The organism is Flavivirga spongiicola (genome assembly GCF_030540825.1).
GTDB classification, from domain to species: Bacteria; Bacteroidota; Bacteroidia; order Flavobacteriales; family Flavobacteriaceae; genus Flavivirga; species Flavivirga spongiicola.
In genome coordinates, this window is record NZ_JAUOEO010000001.1 from 2,048,006 (window position 1) to 2,069,195 (window position 21,190).

General features: G+C 36.3%; 11 protein-coding genes. All 11 read left to right on the plus strand.

The genetic code is table 11. The annotated features are described in order from the left end of the window. The 11 genes from Q4Q47_RS08185 to Q4Q47_RS08235 all read left to right on the plus strand — a co-directional run bounded on the left by Q4Q47_RS08185 (position 1) and on the right by Q4Q47_RS08235 (position 20,974). Positions 1-2,043 carry a hypothetical protein gene (locus Q4Q47_RS08185; protein ID WP_303306168.1) on the plus strand — a complete coding sequence of 681 codons (2,043 nt, stop codon included), beginning with the start codon at positions 1-3 and terminating at the stop codon, positions 2,041-2,043. A 27-nt stretch (positions 2,044-2,070) separates the two neighbouring features. Further along, complete coding sequence (locus Q4Q47_RS08190) at positions 2,071-3,009, plus strand: hypothetical protein (RefSeq protein ID WP_303306169.1); 939 nt, start codon at positions 2,071-2,073, stop codon at positions 3,007-3,009. Between the two features lie 740 nt (positions 3,010-3,749). Beyond that, positions 3,750-6,947: a glycoside hydrolase family 2 TIM barrel-domain containing protein gene (locus tag Q4Q47_RS08195; RefSeq protein WP_303306170.1), complete on the plus strand. Its 3,198-nt coding sequence runs from the start codon at positions 3,750-3,752 to the stop codon at positions 6,945-6,947. Between the two features lie 13 nt (positions 6,948-6,960). Continuing rightward, positions 6,961-8,388: an Ig-like domain-containing protein gene (locus tag Q4Q47_RS08200; protein WP_303306171.1), complete on the plus strand. Its 1,428-nt coding sequence runs from the start codon at positions 6,961-6,963 to the stop codon at positions 8,386-8,388. Positions 8,389-8,420: 32 nt separating this feature from the next. Beyond that, complete coding sequence (locus tag Q4Q47_RS08205; protein WP_303306172.1) at positions 8,421-9,275, plus strand: glycoside hydrolase family 16 protein; 855 nt, start codon at positions 8,421-8,423, stop codon at positions 9,273-9,275. 10 nt (positions 9,276-9,285) lie between these two features. Further along, positions 9,286-11,994, plus strand: a complete 2,709-nt coding sequence (locus tag Q4Q47_RS08210) for a PKD domain-containing protein (protein WP_303306173.1) — start codon at positions 9,286-9,288, stop codon at positions 11,992-11,994. Positions 11,995-12,136: 142 nt separating this feature from the next. Then, on the plus strand, positions 12,137-15,595 hold the full coding sequence (locus Q4Q47_RS08215) for a hypothetical protein (RefSeq protein WP_303306174.1): 3,459 nt from the start codon (positions 12,137-12,139) through the stop codon (positions 15,593-15,595). A 10-nt stretch (positions 15,596-15,605) separates the two neighbouring features. Further along, a complete protein-coding gene (locus Q4Q47_RS08220) occupies positions 15,606-16,895 on the plus strand; it encodes a glycosyl hydrolase family 17 protein (RefSeq protein ID WP_303306175.1) in 1,290 nt (429 codons plus the stop codon). Positions 16,896-16,958: 63 nt separating this feature from the next. Continuing rightward, a complete protein-coding gene (locus tag Q4Q47_RS08225) occupies positions 16,959-18,407 on the plus strand; it encodes a glycoside hydrolase family 30 protein (RefSeq protein WP_303306176.1) in 1,449 nt (482 codons plus the stop codon). 21 nt (positions 18,408-18,428) lie between these two features. Further along, positions 18,429-20,069 (plus strand): MFS transporter, encoded by a 1,641-nt coding sequence (locus tag Q4Q47_RS08230; RefSeq protein ID WP_303306177.1) that lies wholly within the window; start codon positions 18,429-18,431, stop codon positions 20,067-20,069. Positions 20,070-20,089: 20 nt separating this feature from the next. After that, positions 20,090-20,974 carry a glycoside hydrolase family 17 protein gene (locus tag Q4Q47_RS08235; RefSeq protein ID WP_303306178.1) on the plus strand — a complete coding sequence of 295 codons (885 nt, stop codon included), beginning with the start codon at positions 20,090-20,092 and terminating at the stop codon, positions 20,972-20,974. Positions 20,975-21,190 lie beyond the last annotated feature (216 nt).

Here is a 21,190-nt window from a genome sequence, read left to right on the forward strand (position 1 = left end):
ATGAAAACATTAAAATATTTATTTAGTATCGGTTTATTTTTACTGGTCTTTATTGGCTGTACAGAAGACGACCGTAGTTTAGATTATCTAAATGAAGTTATAGCTCCAGCAGACGTTTCGGCAACATTAAATATATCACAAGATAATTCTGGTTTAGTAACCATCACACCAAATGCGACAAATGCATCATCCTATAATGTTAATTATGGAGATGGAACAGAAGAATTAGCAAACGTGAGCCAAGGAGAAAGTACAGAGCATACATATGCAGAAGGCACATATACTATAACTATTGAAGCTATTGGGCTTACTGGTTTAAAAACAGAAACAACACAAGAGTTGGTAGTGTCATTTAGAACTCCAGAAAATTTGATTGTTACGGCAGAAATAGACTCCTCTAATCCATTTAAATTAAATGTATCTGCTACTGCAGATTATGCAGCTTCTTTTGAAGTGTTTTTTGACACATCTATAATAGATGAAGAACCTACACTTCTTATGTTAGATGAAACGGTAAGTTTTGAATATCCTGCCGTTGGAGATTATACAATTAGAGTCGTGGCTTTAAGTGGTGGAGCAGAAACAACCGAAATCACGCAAGTTATAACCATTGCGTCACCAACAGATTTTCCTATAGATTTTGAATTTATAGATACGGGCGCTTTAATAAGTTTTGATGGTGGCGTTATAACAGTTGAAGACAACCCTCAAGTGGATGCAAATAACAATTCCGCTACAGTGGCAAAAATTGTAAAAAATGCAGGGCAAGTTTGGGGTGGAAGCGCTATTAAAATGTCTGCGCCAATTGATTTTAGTGCAAAAAAATTAGTAACAATAGATGTTTGGTCTCCTAGACCTGACGGAAAACTGTTGTTTAAAGTTGAAGACCCCGCGGATCCTCAAAATATTTTCTTCGAGAAAGAAGTAACATTGGTTGGAAATAGTGATTGGGAAAAAGTTACTTTCGATTTAAGTGATATTGACACCGCAGAAGCGTATCAAAATATCGTTTTAATCTTTGACCTCGGAATAGAAGGCGCAGGCGGTCCAGATTGGACATTCTATGTCGATAATATTAAACAGGCAGCACCTGTTTCAGGAGAAAGTGCTACACCTATAACTTTCGAAACACCATACGCGCTACGATCTTTTGACGGGGGTGATATTTCTATAGTCGCTAATCCAGATCAGGACCCAAATAACGGCAATACTTCTAGCACAACAGCAAAGTTAATTAAGAATGCTGGAGAAACATGGGGAGGTTCAGTAATTGGGGTAACACAACCGTTCTCATTTTTAAACTCAACAACAGTGACCGCGAAAGTATGGTCGCCAAGGGCGGGAATGACTTTAACCATGAAATTTGAAGATGATACGCCATGGCCAAATACGGTTGCATCAGCTGAAGTAGTGGCAACGAGTACTGTCGCAACTCAATGGGAAGAGTTGACATTTGACTTTTCTGGAATAGACACGAATATAGATTTTACAAATATTGTGTTGATTATGGATAACGGAACAGCAGGAGATGGAACCGATAATTTCACTATTTATGTTGATGATATTTCGACAAGATCATTTTTAAATTTTGAGCCACAACAGTCATTAAGAAGTTTTGATGGTGGCGATATTTCCATTATAACGAATCCAGATCAAAACCCTAATAACGGAAACACTTCTAGTATGGTATCACAACTTGTTAAAAATGCTGGAGAAACATGGGGAGGTTCGGTAATTGGGGTAACACAACCGTTTTCTTTTGTTAATTCAACAACAGTTACTGCGAAAGTATGGTCTCCTAGGACAGGACTAACGTTAACATTGAAATTTGAAGATGATACGCCATGGCCAAATACAGTTGCCTCAGCGGAAGTAGTGGCAACGAGTACTGTTGCAAATCAATGGGAAGAATTAACTTTTGATTTTTCTGGTATTGATACAAATATAGAATTTACAAATCTTGTATTAATAATGGATAATGGCACCGCAGGCGATGGTTCGAGCAATTACACCATATACGTAGACGATATTGACATAAATTAAAGTCACATAAATTTTAAAACTAGAATTATGAAAAATATAAAATTTTTAATTATAATGTTCTGTTTGGTTGGAGCTCTTTTTGGATGTCAAGAAGATGATTACCAAGTAGGAGAGATTATAGCGCCATCTAATATTCAAATCACATCCCAAATTATAGGGGCAGACGCAAGTAATCCTAACGGTGACGGAAGCGGTATGGTGGATTTCATAGCGACAGCAGATAACGCAATCTCGTACCAATACCTAATCAACGGAGAAAGAATGGCTGCACCTGAAGGAAAGCAAAGCTTTGTTTTTGCAGAGCTTGGACTTAATACCTATACCGTAACAGCCATTGCCTTTGGTATTGGTGGTATTTCCTCAACGAAGTCTATTAATATAGACGTAGTAAGTAACTTTGAGGATCAAGAAGCCAAAGACCTATTAAGCGGCGGTGTAGGATTAAACAAAACATGGTACTGGGCAGCTGATAAGATTGGTAATATAGGTTTAGGTCCAAATGAAACTCAGCCTGGTGGCGAACACACCTATTCGCAATGGTTTACATCTACGGCTTGGCATGCAGATAAATTATGTATGTATGATGCAGAATTTGTGTTTACACAGCCTACAGAAGGAGATTTGTTATATGAGCAGACGGTAGGTTCAGCCTATACACCAGGAGATTTTGCTGCCTCCATTGGAGTTGATGGTGACACTTGCCATGGCGAAGATGTAGCACCATCTTTATTTGGTGTTAAAAGTGTCACTATGATACCGTCTTCATCTAATGCAACGGTTGCTGGAGGTTATAGAGGTACTACGATGAGTATTTCTGACAATGGCTTTATGAGTTGGTATGTGGGTGTTAGTAAACTTGAAATTATTAAAGTAACAGCAACAACATTATTTGTTAGAATGACAGACAGTGCTATTCCAGGTAATGCATGGTATTGTAAGTATCAAACGGAAAAACCAGTACAATAAAAGATTATAACATATACATAATATAAGAAAGAAGGTGCAAATAACTTTGCACCTTCTTTTTGTGCTTACTTAATATTTGAAACTATCAAGTGACTTAAAATAGTTTGCCATACCGCATATTAAATCTATACTAAAAACAAACCACCCATGGACAGGAAGTTCATAGGTACTCTTTGGCAGACTGAAAGTCTGCTTCGTGACATACCGAAATGTAAAATAATAAACATGGTAAAACTAGATTAGTGAGAATTCGTGAAATTCGTGTCAAAAGTTTTAGAAGCCGAAAGCAAAATACACTAAAGCACATCCTTTTAACTGCATTTGAGACCAATAAAACCACTACTGGCATCTTTACAACAAATGAACAGGACTAACATCAAAGGTTGGTAAAAATCAAAACATTTCAATGTTTATGGTACTTTATGGTTCTAATCCTAAAATTAGACCTACAACATTTGTTTTTTTCACCTATACAACACCACAACATTACGTATAAAAACGAAATTTTACTGCCCTTCATACAGTTGGAGATTTATCAATTAAACCCTATGAATATTGCTATTCTCGCAATAAATGATATAAATATTAACGATGTATGTTTTTTGTTGAGGTCTTTTTTATCAATTCAACAACCAAACATGCTAAATTTATAATTCTCTAAAATGTCTTGGTTAAAATAATGCCTACTCTTTAATCTCTTAGCATTTTTTATAGAAAACTAACGTAAAAATAAAAATACTATGAAAAACACTTTTCTAAGATTAGCACTTTTTTTATTTACAATTACTATATGGTCTCAAGCCAGTAAAGTATCTGTTGTAAGTAATGAAGAGGGCATGAAATTAGTTGTCAATGGAGAAGACTTCATGATTAATGGTATGAACTGGGATTATATTCCTATTGGAACCAATACCGTGAATGCTAATTTCTGGAAAAAGTCCGATGATATAATCAAAGCAGGACTTGATACAGAAATGTCACTTTTAAAGAACATGAATGTTAATGTGATTCGTCAATATACAGGTGTTCCTGCAAGATGGATAAAATATATCTACGAAAACTATGGTATCTATACGATGCTGAACCATTCGTTTGGACGTTACGGACTAACTCTAAACGGTGTTTGGACTCCAGTTACCATTTATAATGACCCTAAAACAGCAGAACATCTTATGTCTGAAGTTGAGAATCTAGTTAAGGAATATAAAAATACACCGGGTCTTCTACTTTATTTGTTAGGTAACGAAAACAACTATGGTCTCTTTTGGGCAGGAGCGGAAACCGAAGATTTTCCCGATGAAGAAGAAAAAAAGCAAGCCGTTGGAGAAAATCGTGGTCGTCCAATGTATAAACTTATGAACGAAGCTGCTAAAAGGATGAAAGCGATGGATTCATCACATCCCGTTGCAATATGTAACGGAGATGTATTATTTATAGACATCGTAGCAGAAGAATGTAAAGACGTAGACATATACGGCGTAAATTCTTATCGGGGAGCTTCTTTTACAGATATGTTTAAAGTCGTTAAAGAAAAACTTAATAAACCTATCCTATTTACGGAGTTTGGAGCAGATGCCTTCAATGCCATAGAAAATAAAGAAGACCAGAAAGCCCAAGCCTATTATATGGTAGAGAATTGGAGAGAAATTTATCAAAATGCAGCTGGCTTAGGAAAAGCAAATAACTCCTTAGGAGGATTTACTTTTCAGTTTAGTGATGGTTGGTGGAAATACGGTTTTGATAAAAGAGAAAATGCCGATCAACATGACAATAATGCCTCATGGGCAAACGGAGGGTACTCCATTGATTTAGCTCCGGGAGAGAATAACATGAACGAAGAATGGTTTGGTATCTGTGCCAAAGGACCAACAAGCTCTAGAGGGCTTTACGATTTATATCCCCGTGCAGCATACTATGCGTTAAAAGAAGCACACCAATTAAACCCTTATGGCGAAGGTGTAGATGCAACGTTTGTTGAAAACCATTTTAATGGCATAGAGCTTATGGATGCCGTTTTAAGAGCTCGCGGCGATAAGGCGGCTCTGGATGCTCAAGATGGAGGAAAAATTAAGTTGAGTAGACTTAGAGCAGAATTCACAACTTTCAATACAGGAGGTTCTTTGATAACAACGCCCAGAAACGAAGATCCAAATGCTAATTCTTTCCCGAACCAATTAGGTTTCGATCATATGGAATCCTACTATGTTGGAATTGAAGGAAAACCAACATCGAACATGCGAGCCGAAGTTAACTTCAATATTCTTGGTAATGTAGCAGAGAATCCTATCAATGAAATATTTTATGAAAATGTTGGAAGACCAGTGACAATTCAAGGTGTCGAAGGTGGAAATGATTTGGATGTTGAAATCAATGATTTTAACCGGGTTCGAGTTTACAACGCAGAATTTGAGTGGGATACAAAACATGCTGATGTTAGAGGATTTTATAGAACAGGGCATTACCATTGGGGTTATGAAGGAGACTTTTTTGGTTTATACCCTGAAGCGAATTATGGTCCTAACCTAGACCTTTACAATGGTGAGATTTTAGGCGTAGAGATAGATGGAAAGAGAGGTTTTAAAGGCTTAAAAGCTGCTTTTGGTCCACAGCTTTGGTGGGGTGCAAATCCAACAGCACTCTTAAAGTATAGAACGCGTTTTAAACATTGGGATATTACAGGTATTTATCATAGAGATTTAGACACTAGTTTAGAATTTGACCAGAATGGTAGACGAATTCTTGACGCCAATCAAGTTCGAAGTGGTGTCATTTCACCTTGGCCTACAGAACGTGCCACGGTTGTATTAGAACGCGAATTTGGAAAATTTGGTCTTTCCCTAGGCGGTATTTGGGGAGGTAGACCGTTAAACGGTAGTACATTTCAAGACGTAAGAGGAGCATCTGGAAACTACGTGGTATATCAAGATAAAATAAACTCCGATGATAATTGGGGAGGTAAAGCTAAGTTCACTTATGAAGGAGGCGCGTTTAATTTCTATGCCCAAGCGGCTTACATGGGTTTAGTGGCAAATGGAGGCGCCGATGCTACTAGAACATTTACCGGATGGAAACTAAAAGATACCGGAAGCGGAAATCAAACCAATATACTTTCAGGTTTCACAATTCTTGCAGGAAACTGGCAGATCGCTCCGAACTTTCTCTGGCAGAAACCTCTTATAGACCCTATGCCTAATGATGTGACTGCCCCCGGAAGATTAAGGAACTTTATAGACGATCCATTTGCTGTAAGAGGTAATAGAGAAACTACAGCGGGAGAGTTACTTTTAACTTTTGATCCAACACCTGGTTCTTGGTTTTATGAATGGGACAACGATCGTTCAGAAGATGCAAAAATAGCCTTCAACCTAGGCTTTGTATATAAGCACCACCCAACGGCGCAAGATGCACATATTGGTTTTTTAGCAAATCGTACTTTTTTCGCTTTTCCACAAGCTGCACCTGCACAAGACCTTTGGGAAATAAGTTCTCGTGTTGTTTCTAAAATAAGTCCAGACTTGGGCATCATCGGAAATTTTTATGGAGGTAATGCTCAGGCAAATGGAGACAGTGACAGAACGATAGAGCGTTTTGGAGGGGATATCAAGATGATTTATAAAAAATGGAAATTGGAATATGCCTTCAAAATTAATGATTGGGGGCCTTTCGATTATCATCGAGATTTTAACCTGACATTCCCGGTTCAAAACATGGTTGATATTTCTACATCATTAGGAAAACCGGATTGGTTCATACTTCCTGATACTAAGATCGGTATCCGTGGTATTTGGCGTTCCTTAAACGAAAATTCACCGAGATATTCGCCCAATGCAGTTCCACCGAATACTTTTCCGGCTATACCAACCGTAAGCCCAGTTGGGTTTGACAACGGAAGCGAATGGGAGATTAGAACCTATATACACATCAACATTGGTAAATAAAATAAGATTTAAGATGAAAAATATAAAATTCACATATAGAAAAATGATATTCCTCTTAGGATGCATTTTTACAATTGTAGTTAGTTGTGAAAGAGAACTTTCAGATGAAGCAGTTTTTGCAACATTTCCAGCAACAGCAGAGATATTTATAGATGCTCCTGTTGGCTTGGGAACTAATTTTTATTTTCCTTACAATGGGTCAAAAGCTACAGCTTGGTCTGTTGATGACGAAGTAAGTTATGATGGTACAGCATCCATGCGGTTCGACGTACCAAACGCAAACGACCCAGATGGAAATTATGCAGGTGCTATTTTTAGAATTGATGGAGAAGGTTCTGGTAGAGATTTATCAGGTTTTGATGCCTTAACTTTTTGGGCTAAAGCATCTCAAGCAGTAACCATAGGTGAAATTGGCTTTGGTGAAGACTTTGGGGAGAATAAATATGTTACGACCCGAACCAATATCGATTTAACCACAAATTGGGTGAAGTATGTAGTGCCGATTCCAGATCCATCTAAACTTATTCAGGAACGTGGTATGTTAAGATATTCCGCAGGAGGAATAGGTCCAGTTGGTAGTGAAGTAGGATATACCTTTTGGATTGATGAAGTTAAGTTTGAAAAACTTGGAACCGTAGCACAGCCGCAACCTGTTATTTTAAACGGTCAGGATGTTATACAACAAACATTTAATGGAAGCATAATAAATTTAGCCGCTAGTGGTCTTACACAAACATTTAATGTAAGTGGCAGCAATGTAACAGTAAACACGACACCGGCATATTTCTTATTTGCATCATCAGACCCTAGTGTTGCCGGGGTAGATGAAAACGGATTGGTGACTATACTCAAAAAAGGTACGGCAAATGTAACGGGTGAATTGGCAGGTGTTATGGCAGAAGGTTCTTTAGAAGTAACTTCCAGTGGTAATTTACCAGCATCGCCGGTACCCATGGATCCGGCAGCCAATGTTAAGTCCATATACAGTGATGCCTATACAGCAGTAACAGGTGCTAATTTTAATCCTGGTTTTGGAGGTTCTACGACACAAACTTCTGAAGCAGATTTAAATGGTAATAAAGTTCAAATCTATACTAATAACAATTTCACAGGAATCATTTTTAACAGTACTGTGGATGCATCAACACTGAGTCATCTTCATATTGATATTTACACACAGCAAGCTAGTACCAGTGTTGAAATACAAATACGAGATGTAGGCGCAAACGGAGAAATAGAAACAAATGTTTTTACAGGTTTTCCTGATGGAGATGATAAAGACTTCAGGTTCACAGCTTCAGGTTTAACATCTGGAACGTGGACATCTGTGGAGATTCCTTTAGACGGTGACCTTTCCTCTCAAAAGAACAATTTAGGTGCTCTTATATTGGCAGGTGGTCCTGATTTTATATTGGATAATATATACTTCTATACAGAATAAGCTAGATAACATAAATTTTAAAAAGAAATAATATGATTAAAAAGCATAAATATAAATGGAGAACAAAAGAAGCATTAATGATGGTGCTCTCAATAGTTTCCTTTTTTGTGATATCTGGTTGTGAAACTGATGATACACAAACAGTTGCAACCTTTACAGAGCTTGTCATGGCAGATGAGTTTAACGTAGATGGTGCTCCAGATTCTTCAATTTGGGGATATAATATTGGAACGGGCGAAAACGGTTGGGGTAATAATGAATTGCAGTATTACACGGATCGTTCAGATAATGTTACCGTCCAAAATGGTGTATTGATTATTACGGCAAAACAAGAAGCGTTTGACGGTTCTTCATACACTTCTGCGAGACTGCTCACTAAAGGTAAGTTTGAACAAACTTATGGTCGATTTGAAGCCCGTATTAGAGTGCCTTATGGTAAAGGGCTTTGGCCAGCATTTTGGTTGTTGGGAGATGACTCTAACGGAGCTGAGGTTTGGCCACAAATAGGCGAAATAGATATTATGGAATATGTGGGCGATAAACCGTCTAGAATGTTTGGTACCGTTCACGGACCTGGTTATTCAGGCGGAGAGTCCATAAGTAAGTCATATGAGTTAGAGAATGATAGATTTGATACCGGATTTCACGTTTTCGGAATAGAATGGGGTCCCGATTATATCAATTATTATGTGGACAATGTATTATACAACCAAATAACACCGGAAGATGTTCCGGGCGAATGGGTGTTTAATCGTGGTCCTTTCTATATCATATTGAACGTAGCAGTAGGTGGAGCTTTACCAGGTAACCCTAACTCAGAAACCGTTTTCCCTCAAACCATGCTTGTAGATTATGTAAGAGTATATAAGAATAGTAACAACCAATAAAAAAAAGACAATGAAAAAATTATTAGGAACACTTAAACAAATAGCAGTACTTATTCTGGCGATAGCTTTTATAGGTTGTGAAGACGATGATGTGGTTTTGCCAAAAGTTGTTGCTGGCTTTACTTATACAGTTAATATAGATACAGGAACCGTTACGTTCATAAATATTTCTGAAAACGCCAATACCTATACGTGGGATTTTGGCGATAATTCTACATCAACTTTAAATAATCCAATAAAAACTTATGAGAATGGTACGTATACCGTAGTATTGAATGCTAATAATGTAGCCGGAGCTTCAGATGTTTTTCAAGATGACATTACCATTTTAATTCCTGAAATCGCTACTATACCAATTTCATTCGATGGTGCAAATACTAACTATGATGCCGAGTTATTCGGAGGCGCTTCTTTTGCTATAGTTGACAATCCAGATCCGTCTGGAGCCAATCCAAATGCGTCTAAGGTTGGTGAAATAACAAATAGCGGCGCACAATGGGAAGGGCTCTATTTTGACTTAGGAGCACCTTTAAGCTTAGAGACTCAAAAGACTATTAAAATGCTTTTTTGGTCTAATACGCCAATTGATGTTTTAGTAAAATTAGAAGAAGGAACAGGTGCAGATGTTGAAGCTACGGCCAGTCATGGTGGTACAGGTTGGGAAGAAATGTATTTTACCTTTGATTCGGCAGCAAGCTATTCAAGATTTACCATGTTTGTTGATGGAGCCGGTACAACGGACGGGAAGTTTTATTTTGATGATATTTCTCAAATTGATACTGCCGATATTCCATGTCAGCAAACCATGCTTGAGTTACCAATAGATTTTGATTGTAATGGTATTGCATATACAGATAAAATTGTAGGGAATGTTTCTTTTGACGTTGTTGATAACCCAGAACTTTCAGGCATTAATAGTGAAGCTTCTAAAGTTGGGAAAATTACAAATGTTGGAGCCAATTGGGAAAATGCATTCTTTAATTTAGATACACCAATAGATTTTACAACAGACAAAGGTGTTAAATTAAAATTGTTTTCAGATCAAGCTTTGCCATTAAAATTAAAGTTCGAAGATGGTACAGAAGATCCCGTTGAAGCGGATGTAAATCACACAGGTTCTGGATGGGAAGAATTAACCTTTACTTTGACATCTACAGCGTCATATAACGATATGATACTTTTTGTTGATGGTCCGGGTACAGCTGTAGGCACTTTTTATATTGATGATATAGAACAGGTAGCTGGAACACCTCCACCGCCAGCATGTACTGAAACTATGCTAGTTTTACCAACAGATTTCGATTGTAATGGTATTGACTATGTATCTAAAGATTCCGGAGATGTAGCTTTTGAAGTTATAGATAATCCTGAATTATCGGGAATAAATGCAACACCTTCAAAAGTTGCGAAATTGGTATTTGATTCAAATCAACCATGGGAGAATATGAATTTAACTTATGATACTCCTATAAGTTTTGCAACAGATAAAGTTATTAAGTTTAAAATGTTCTCATCTTCAGCAAGAGCTGTAAAGTTAAAGTTTGAAGGTGGTGGCCCTGCTACAGAAACGGATGTAAACCATACAGGTTCTGGTTGGGAAGAGTTGGAATTTACAATGAATTCTTCTGATTCATTTACGAATTTAATTGTATTTGTTGATGGAGGTTCTAATACCGTGGGGACATTCTATATAGATGATATTGAACAAGTATCTTCTGGCGGCGGCGGTACATGTACTGAAACCATGTTGTCATTACCAATAGACTTCGATTGTGAAGGCATAGACTATGTATCTAAAGATACTGGAGATGTTGCTTTCGAAGTAGTTGATAACCCTGAGTTATCAGGCATTAATGCAACACCTTCTATGGTTGGAAAAATGGTTTTTGATTCAAATCAGCCATGGGAAAACATGAATTTAAATTTAGACACCCCTATAAGTTTTGCAACGGATAAAAGTATTAAACTTAAGCTATTCTCTAACACTGCAAGAGTAATAAAATTAAAGGTTGAAACAGGAGGAACCCCAGATGAGAATGATCAAAATCATACCGGATCTGGATGGGAAGAGTTAACGTTTACGCTAACAACTAGCGAGTCATTTTCTAACCTCATCGTATTTGTTGATGGAGGTTCTAACACCGCTGGAACATTTTATATAGATGATATTGAACAGGTTAGTTCTGGCGGCGGCGGCGGTTCTTGCCCAGCACCTCCAGCAGGTGAGTTTATAGCAGATGGTGATTTTGAAGCCAATGCTGGATGTTGGGAGCTCATAGATAATGGCGGTACAGTAACAATTTCTACAACCATTAATAATGGTGGGAGTAATTCGGGTCAAATAAAAACAGCACCAACAAGAAACCCAGCTTTAAAGCAAACAAGGTTTGGTGTAGGAGTCATTCAGCCAAATACAACTTATGAGGTTAAGTTCGATATTCAGGCAAATGCTAGCGATATGCCAGCAGACGGTGCCGTTTTCCAAGCGTTTACATTTTCTGAGCCAGCAGAAGGTTCAACAGATCCTGCTGCACAGCATATTTTGGTAGCAGGAGATGCCAGTTTTCCAACAACCTGGGAAACCAGAACATACACTTTTACTACCGCTGGTAATGTAGATGGTGGATTATCCTTATTGCTAGAATTGGTTTGTGGTGGAGCAGGCACATGTACAGGAACTGTTAATATTGATAACGTTTCTGTTAAAGTTGCACCTTAACCCAACTAGATAAGAAATTTAGAATAATTAATATAAAAGTAATAAAAAAGGCCGGCACTAAGCTATGTTATAACTGGTCTTTTTTATTTCAAAATTGCAAATGAAGGGTGTAAAAACCTAATAAACATAGGGAGATAAAATAATGAATCAAACCATTTATAATAGAGAAGATACGGCTACAAAACCATCAAATAAAATAACTGGAAAACTAGTTAGCTTTGATAATGAAACGTATTACAAGATCTCAAATAGCGATGCGATGCGTCCATTTTTCATGAGTATTGTAAGCGATTCAAACCATTGGATGTTTATATCCAGTAATGGCGGTTTATCTGCGGGAAGAAAAAATTCTGAATCTTCATTGTTTCCGTATTATACAGACGATAAAATAACAGAATCGGCGGATATTACAGGAAGTAAAACCATATTCCAGATTCATTTAGGTAGAGAAACTTATATATGGGAGCCTTTTTCAATACGTCAAATGGGGGTTTATGAAACATCAAGAAATTTATATAAAAACAGTTTTGGAAACAAAATCATTTTTGAAGAAATAAACCTTGATTTGGGATTAACTTTCAGATACCAATGGAGCTCTAGTAATCAATTTGGTTTTGTAAAAAAGTCAACATTGATAAACAATTCTGATTCTAAAATTCGAATTACTCTATTAGACGGATTACAAAACATCTTACCTGCAGGCGTTACTTCCGATTTACAAAACAGTAGAAGTAATTTAGTTGATGCTTACAAGAAAAGTGAATTATTACCCGACGTTGGTTTAGGCATTTTTACATTGAGTGCTGTAATAGTTGACAAAGCAGAACCTAGTGAAGCATTAAAGTCTAACACCGTTTGGTCTGTTGGCCTTGAAAACCCCATTCATTTAATGTCGTCATTGCAGCTTGATAGCTTTAGAGAAAAGAATGCTTTAATACAAGAAGTTGATGTAAAAGCTGAAAAAGGGGCTTATTTTATTTCTTCCAGTATAGACTTAGCATCAAATTCAGAAAAAAACTGGCTATTTGTTGCTAACGTAAACCAATCTATTTCAGGTATTAATCAAATCTCAAAAATCATTAAAAATGAAAAAGACATATCTAGTCTTATTCAAAAAGATATTGATGCTGGAACCGAAAATTTAATTCAATTAACAGCAGCGGCAGATGGGTTACAACTAACAGCAGATCCTTTAATAAACACAAGACATTTTTCAAACACACTATTCAATATTATGCGTGGAGGTGTTTTTGATGATAATTACAATATTGAAAAAACAGATTTTGTAAAATATATAGCAAATGCGAACAAAGAATTTTTCAATAAAAAAGAAAATCAGTTAAAGAATTTACCAGCACTATTCACGCTTAACTATTTAAAAAATCTGGCAGAACAAGATGTAGATGACACTTTTAAGCGCCTTAGTTTTGAATACTTACCCTTAAAGTTTAGCAGAAGACATGGAGACCCTAGTCGACCTTGGAATAAGTTCTCAATAAATACCCATAGTGAAACTGATGGCTCTAAGATCTTAGATTATGAAGGAAACTGGCGAGATATTTTTCAAAATTGGGAAGCCTTAGCACATTCATATCCAGAGTTTATAGAGAGTATGATCCATAAGTTTTTAAACGCCACAACATTTGAAGGCTACAATCCGTATCGTGTTACAAAAGATGGTTTCGATTGGGAAATCATAGAAGAAAACGATCCGTGGTCCTATATTGGATATTGGGGAGATCATCAAATTATTTACCTATTAAAATTTCTGGAGTTTATAGAAGACCATTACCCTAACAAACTTGAAGAACGTTTTAATCAGAACATTTTTGTTTACGCCAATGTCCCTTATAAAATAAAGAGTTATCAAGAAACGCTTATTAATCCTAAAGACACTATTGATTTTGATTATGAGCTAGATGCAAAAATTAATGAAACAAAACAAAAATTAGGAGCAGATGGTACGCTATTAAGAGATAAAAATGATGCTATCTATAAAGTTAATTTAATTGAAAAATTAATAGCAACTGTATTAGCCAAAGTATCAAACTTTATTCCAGAAGGTGGTATTTGGTTAAACACGCAAAGACCAGAATGGAATGACGCCAACAATGCGCTAGTAGGTAATGGCGTATCTATGGTAACGCTATATTATTTAAATCGTTTTTTAAACTTCTTTGAAAAGATTCTCGACAAATCAAAAACAAGCCAAGTTGATATTTCTATAGAACTAAAAACATGCTTTGATGCCGTTGTTTCAACACTTGAAACGAATAAACACATCCTTTCAGGAAAAGTATCCGATAAAAACAGAAAAACAGTTTTAGACGGCCTGGGATTAGCAGGAAGTAAGTACAGAACAACTGTTTACAATAATGGTTTTACAGGTAACAAATTTGTTATAACAAAAACGGCGCTTCTAAGCTTTATAAAAACTACAAAAACCTATCTACAACATACCATTGATGCTAATAAGCGTTCGGACCATATGTTTCACGCCTATAACTTGATGACCGTTGAAAATGACAAGGAGGTATCTATATCCTATTTACCAGAAATGCTGGAAGGGCAAGTAGCCGCTTTAAGCTCAGGTTATCTATCGCCAAAAGAAGCTTTAACACTGTTAGATGGTTTAAAAAAGAGTGCGCTCTTTAGAAGTGATCAGTATAGCTATATTTTATATCCAGATAAAGAATTACCTCGATTTGACAAGAAAAATAATATTCCTTCAAAAAAAGTAGAGCAGTCCAATTTACTAAAACAATTAGTAAAAGATGGAAACACATCTATTATAGAAAAGGATGATTTAGGAGGCTATCATTTTAACAGTAATTTCAACAACGCAAGAAGTTTAAAAGATGCTCTGGCAGGCTTACCTAAAGACACTTATCAATTTTTGATAAAAAAAGACACCGAACTATTACTAGACATCTTTGAAGACATTTTCGATCATAAATCATTCACAGGACGTTCAGGAACATTTTTTGGTTACGAAGGTCTCGGGTCTATTTATTGGCATATGGTTTCCAAATTATTACTAGCAGTTCAAGAAAATTGTTTGTTAGCCATAAACAACAATCAAAGCGAAAAGCTTATAGGGAAACTATTAGACCATTATTACGAAATAAATGCAGGCATCGGTGTACATAAATCACCCAAATTATACGGTGCTTTTCCAACAGATCCATATTCACATACACCAGCTACCAAAGGCGCTCAACAACCAGGAATGACCGGTCAGGTTAAAGAAGATATTTTAAGCAGATTTGGTGAACTAGGTGTTTTTGTAAACAATGGTCGCATCACTTTTAACCCACATTTATTACGTAAAGAAGAATTTTTAAAAATCCCAAAAATTTTCACCTATACAGATGTTAAAAAGATGGAATGGGAAATGCTATTAGAAGCAAATACACTTTGCTTTACCTACTGCCAAGTACCTATAAAATATCAGCTTTCAAATAAAGATAGCTTACAAGTCTTTTTTAATAATAATAGACAATTGAATTTTGATGATCTAAGTCTTATCTCAGAAATATCAAAATCAATTTTTCAAAGAAAGGGCGAAGTAACTCAAATAAATGTATTGCTAAAAAGATAAGAGCAAACGAATGAAAACTAACTTAAAAATATCCCTATTACTAACCATTTTCATGGCAATAATGGGATGTACAAATAAGTCTAAAAAAGTAACAGAAAAAGTGATTAAAAAGAAACATATAACTGCAGCAGACATTTTAGGTAATCCAGAATACCTCGCTATTTCCTATGGGGGTTACAGACAAAAAACACGTGATGTGCAACCTACTATAGAACAGCTAAAAGAAGATATGAAAATTTTGGCCGCTATGGGTATTAAAATATTACGAACCTACAATGTACAACTGCAGCAAGCTCCCAATATATTAAAAGCCATAAGAGCATTAAAAAGCGAAGACTCTAATTTTGAAATGTATATGATGTTAGGCGCTTGGATAGATTGTCAAAACGCATGGACAGATAAAGCACCAGATCATGAAGTAGAGAGTGAGGCCAACGCAGCGGAAATTGATAGAGCCGTCGCTTTAGCAAAAGCATACCCAGATATAGTTAAAATTATAGCTGTTGGAAATGAAGCCATGGTAAATTGGGCAACAAGTTATTTTGTGCGTCCAAATGTGATATTAAAGTGGGTGACTCACTTACAAGAATTAAAAACATCTGGCGAGCTTCCAGAAACATTATGGATAACCAGTTCAGATGATTTTTCTTCTTGGGGTGGTGGCGATTCTAGTTACCATACAGAAGATTTAGAAAAACTAATCCATGCAGTCGATTATGTTTCTATGCACACCTATCCTATGCATAACTCTCACTATAACCCTGCCTTTTGGTTTGTTCCAGAAAACGAAAACAACCTTTCTGAACAAGAAAAAATCGAGTCTGCGATGCAGCGTGCTCTAAATTTTTCAAAAACACAATACGATAGTGTTTCAAACTATATGAAAAGTTTAGGTATAAAAAAACCCATACACATAGGAGAAACAGGTTGGTCTACCGTGTCTAATGGTCACTATGGCTCAAAAGGGTCGAGAGCAACAGACGAATATAAATCTGGCCGTTACCATGAATTGATGAGAGATTGGACTAACAAAGCGAATATTTCTTGCTTTTATTTCGAGGCTTTTGACGAGAAATGGAAAGATGCTGCTAACAAATTAGGATCGGAAAATCATTTTGGTTTAATCAATTTAAAAGGACAAGCAAAATATGCGCTTTGGGATTTGGTTGATCAGGGTGTATTCGATGGATTAACAAGAGATGGAAATCCAATAACGAAAACCTACAATGGAGACAAAGCAGCTTTAATGCAAGATGTTTTAGTGCCTCCAACTTCTGTAGAGTTTAGTATGGCACATTAAAATTTATAATAAATGACTATGAGACCTTTAACATATTATTTCTACTGTCTATTATTTACAATAATGAGTTGCGATAAAACAGATAACAAATTACAAGTAGACATTTTTGAAACCTCAGCAAAAGGAAATCAACTGACCAAGATCACTGAGTTTCCTGCTGCAAATACAAAAGTGACTATAAAGCTAATTCCTGAACAAACCTTTCAAACTATTTCAGGTTTTGGAGGGGCTTTTACAGAATCTTCGGCTTACTTACTAAACAAATTAAGTAAAGCAAATAGAGATACCATTTTACGTGCCTATTTTGCCAAAGATGGTGCTAGATATTCTTTAACCAGAACACACATGAATTCATGTGACTTCTCACTAACCAACTATTCATATTCCCCAGTAGAAGGTGATAAAACTTTAGAGCATTTCACTATCGAAGAAGATATGGATGACCTCATCCCAATGATAAAAGAGGCATTGACTATATCTCAAGATGGGTTTAAAATATTTGCATCACCCTGGACCGCAGCACCGTGGATGAAAGACAATAACAAATGGGTTGGAGGCAAGCTACTTCCAGAATATTATGACACCTGGGCTTTATTCTTTTCAAAATATGTGGACGCTTATAAAGCAGAAGGTATAGATATTTGGGGCTTTACGGTTGAGAACGAACCTCATGGGAATGGAAACAACTGGGAAAGTATGCATTTTACACCAAAGGAAATGACAGATTTTGTCCAACATCATTTAGGTCCAAAACTTGAAGCTGATGGAAAAGGCGATAAAATAATTTTAGGATACGACCAGAATAGAGCAGGCTTAAAAGAATGGGTTGATGAAATGTACAGAGACGAAGCCTCCTCTAAATACTTTCATGGTACTGCTATACATTGGTATGAAAGCACCTATGATTTTTTTCCTGAAGCCTTGCAATATGCACATAATAAAGCACCTGATAAATACTTAATAGAAACCGAAGGCTGTGTAGATTCTGAAGTTCCTAAATGGAAAGATGATGCTTGGTACTGGAGTAAAGAAGCTACCGATTGGGGCTGGGATTGGGCATCGGAAGAAGAAAAATATCTGCATCCTAAGTATTCGCCAGTAAACCGATACGCTAGAGATATTATTGGGTGTCTTAACAATTGGGTTGATGGATGGGTAGACTGGAATATGGTTTTAGATAGACAAGGTGGCCCCAATTGGTTTGAGAATTGGTGTGTAGCGCCTGTAATTGTTGACCCTGATGCCGACGAAGTTTATTTCACACCCATTTATTATGTCATGGCACACTTCAGCAAATACATAAGACCAGATGCTAAAGTTATTGGACTAGAAAACTCTGATGATAAGCTCATGGTAACTGCCGCTACAAATCCCGATGGAAGCATTGCAATTGTATTGTTTAATGAAACTGAAACCCAAAAAACAATTAACCTATCAATACATGAAAAAAATGTTGAATTCTCAATAGATGCTCGGGCTATTCAAACTATTGTGATTCCAAAAAATAATTAATACTAACTAAACCAATAAGATATGTCAAATATAAAAACAGCAGCGAAAGACAAAGTACCCTTTTTACAAAAAACAGCTTTCGGTTCAGGACATTTAGTACTTAATTTATTACCAGGAGCTTTAGCGGTTTTTATGTTCTTTTTAGTAACTGCTTTTGGAATGGATCCATGGTTAGCAGGTTTATTAGGCGGCTTACCTAGAATATTTGATGCTATCACTGATCCCATAATGGGTTTTATTTCTGATAATACCAAGTCAAGATGGGGACGACGACGACCTTATATTTTTATTGGAGCTATTTTAAGTGGGATACTGTTTGCGTTTTTATTCCAAATGAGTGAAGATAATTCGGTCATGTTCAACTTTTGGTATTTTCTTCTTATGTCTTTATTGTTTCTCATTGGAAATACCATGTATGCTACACCATTAGTAGGTTTAGGATACGAAATGACTTCTGATTATAATGAGCGTACACGCTTAATGGCATTTGCAAATATTATTGGTCAAATTGCTTGGATGCTAGTGCCTTGGTTTTGGGTCGTTATTGCTGACCCTACCGTCTTTCCTTTAAGTGAAGAAACAATAAGAATTATTGGAGAAATGGGACTTACAGGAGATGAATTACAAAAAATAACAGATGAAAAATTACAAGCAACAGGGGTTCGTAAATTATCATTAATAGTTGGGTTAGCATGTGCTGTACTTGGGATTTTACCGGCCTTATTCTGCAAAGGGATTGATTCTGGAAAAATGGAAAACAGAAAAGAAATAAGCCTTAACACACTATCATCTAGTTTTAAAGAATTATTTCAAGGTATTAAGGAAGTATCCAAAAATAAACCCTTCATGAAGTTATGTGGAGCTACATTCCTTGTGTTTAATGGATTCCAAATGGTCGCTTCATTCAGTTTTTTTATAATTGTCTTTTATATTTATAATGGTAACTATGGTGACGCTGGTACTTGGCCAGCTTGGTTCGCTTCACTCACAGCAGTAGTAACCGCCTTTATGGTTATTCCTATCATTTCAAAAATAGCTAACAAATGGGGAAAGCGAAAAGCTTTTATTATTTCTACAGTCATTTCGATTATTGGTTACATACTTAAGTGGTGGGGCTTTGATAATTCATTAAACGATAAATTCAATAAGACAAGTTTTGGTGAAGGATTAAACAGTTTTGTAGGTTCAATATTTGATGCCATCAATCCTTTTCTGGACAGCATAGGTATGTCTTGGTTTAGCATGGATACGAGCCAAGGTGGTCCCTGGCTAATGTTCTTACCTATTCCATTTATGGCTTTTGGTTTAGGGGGTTTATTTACATTAATGATGAGTATGACGGCAGATGTATGTGATTTAGATGAACTAGAAAATGGCATGCCAAGAAAAGAAGGAACTTTTGGAGCGATTTACTGGTGGATGGTAAAGCTGGGGCAGGCCATTGCTTTAGTACTTGGTGGAGCCATTTTAACCTTAGTTGGTTTCGACGAAGGTGCTGTATCTCAAACAGCTGAAACAATGACAAAGCTACGAATAGCAGATATTGTTATACCAGCTGTCACTGCAGCTATAGCTATTTGGATTATGTATAAATATAGTTTGAATGAAACAAGAGCAAGAGAAATAAAAGTAGAATTAGTAAAACGTAGAGGAGAACTTTAGAAAATTAATAGAATAAAATTATGTCGTATAGAGCTGGTAAAATAAGATCGTTAGCAGGGTTAAATCTTGATGATAAGACCCCGAAAGGTATACATAACCTATTTAAAAGAGTATTAAAAAATGGGATGCATGGACTCTGTTTTAGCCCTTATGAAGAAGGCCAAGAACCAGGTGATCAAATGACCGAAAAGCAAATTAGGCGTCGTATGAAAATCATAAAACCATATACAAAATGGATTCGTTCTTTTTCTTGTACAGATGGTAATGAGGCTATTCCGCGTATTGCGAAAGAATATGGTATTAAAACCTTAGTGGGCGCTTGGTTAGGTGATGATGCAGAGATCAATAAAAAAGAGATTGCGGGACTTATAGAACTAGCAAAAGGAGGGTTTGTAGATATCGCTGCTGTTGGTAACGAAGTTATGTATAGAGGTGATTTAACCGAAGATGAGCTTTTAGTTTTTATGCATGATGTTAAAAATGCTATCCCAGATGTACCAATGGGGTATGTAGACGCCTATTATGAGTTTAGTCACAGACCAAGAATTACAGAAGCCTGCGATGTGATTTTAGCTAATTGTTATCCTTATTGGGAAGGCTGTAGTCAAGAATATGCTTTGGTTTATATGAGAGACATGTATAATCAAGCTAAAAGTGCTGGAAACGGAAAAAAAGTGATTATAACAGAAACAGGATGGCCTTCTTTTGGTGAAGGATTGCAAGGCGCTATTCCATCACAAGAAAATGCTGTGAAGTATTTTATAAACTCACAAATATGGTCTAATGATGATGATATTGAGATGTTCTATTTTTCATCTTTTGATGAATCATGGAAAGTGGGGGCTGAAGGTGATGTAGGAGCGTATTGGGGACTCTGGGATAAAGACGAAAAATTAAAGTTTTAGGCAAATGGTTAAATAAACCACTAAGCTTTGGCAGGCTAAAAGTCTGCTTTATGAAATACCAAAATATAAACATTGTAAAACTGAATTAGTGTGAATTCGTGAAGCCAGCCGGCTGGCTGGTTCGTATCAAAAGTTTTGTTACATTAAGTAAATTTATAATTAAGAAGGTAATGATCAGAATTAAACCCAATTATGTCACAATATTGATATTGATTA

Coding starts and splice junctions, on each gene's coding strand:
- Q4Q47_RS08200 (WP_303306171.1), top strand. CDS start 6,961: ATGAAAAATATAAAATTCACATATAGAAAAATGATATTCCTCTTAGGA.
- Q4Q47_RS08235 (WP_303306178.1), top strand. CDS start 20,090: ATGTCGTATAGAGCTGGTAAAATAAGATCGTTAGCAGGGTTAAATCTT.
- Q4Q47_RS08185 (WP_303306168.1), top strand. CDS start 1: ATGAAAACATTAAAATATTTATTTAGTATCGGTTTATTTTTACTGGTC.
- Q4Q47_RS08215 (WP_303306174.1), top strand. CDS start 12,137: ATGAATCAAACCATTTATAATAGAGAAGATACGGCTACAAAACCATCA.
- Q4Q47_RS08195 (WP_303306170.1), top strand. CDS start 3,750: ATGAAAAACACTTTTCTAAGATTAGCACTTTTTTTATTTACAATTACT.
- Q4Q47_RS08225 (WP_303306176.1), top strand. CDS start 16,959: ATGAGTTGCGATAAAACAGATAACAAATTACAAGTAGACATTTTTGAA.
- Q4Q47_RS08190 (WP_303306169.1), top strand. CDS start 2,071: ATGAAAAATATAAAATTTTTAATTATAATGTTCTGTTTGGTTGGAGCT.
- Q4Q47_RS08220 (WP_303306175.1), top strand. CDS start 15,606: ATGAAAACTAACTTAAAAATATCCCTATTACTAACCATTTTCATGGCA.
- Q4Q47_RS08230 (WP_303306177.1), top strand. CDS start 18,429: ATGTCAAATATAAAAACAGCAGCGAAAGACAAAGTACCCTTTTTACAA.
- Q4Q47_RS08210 (WP_303306173.1), top strand. CDS start 9,286: ATGAAAAAATTATTAGGAACACTTAAACAAATAGCAGTACTTATTCTG.
- Q4Q47_RS08205 (WP_303306172.1), top strand. CDS start 8,421: ATGATTAAAAAGCATAAATATAAATGGAGAACAAAAGAAGCATTAATG.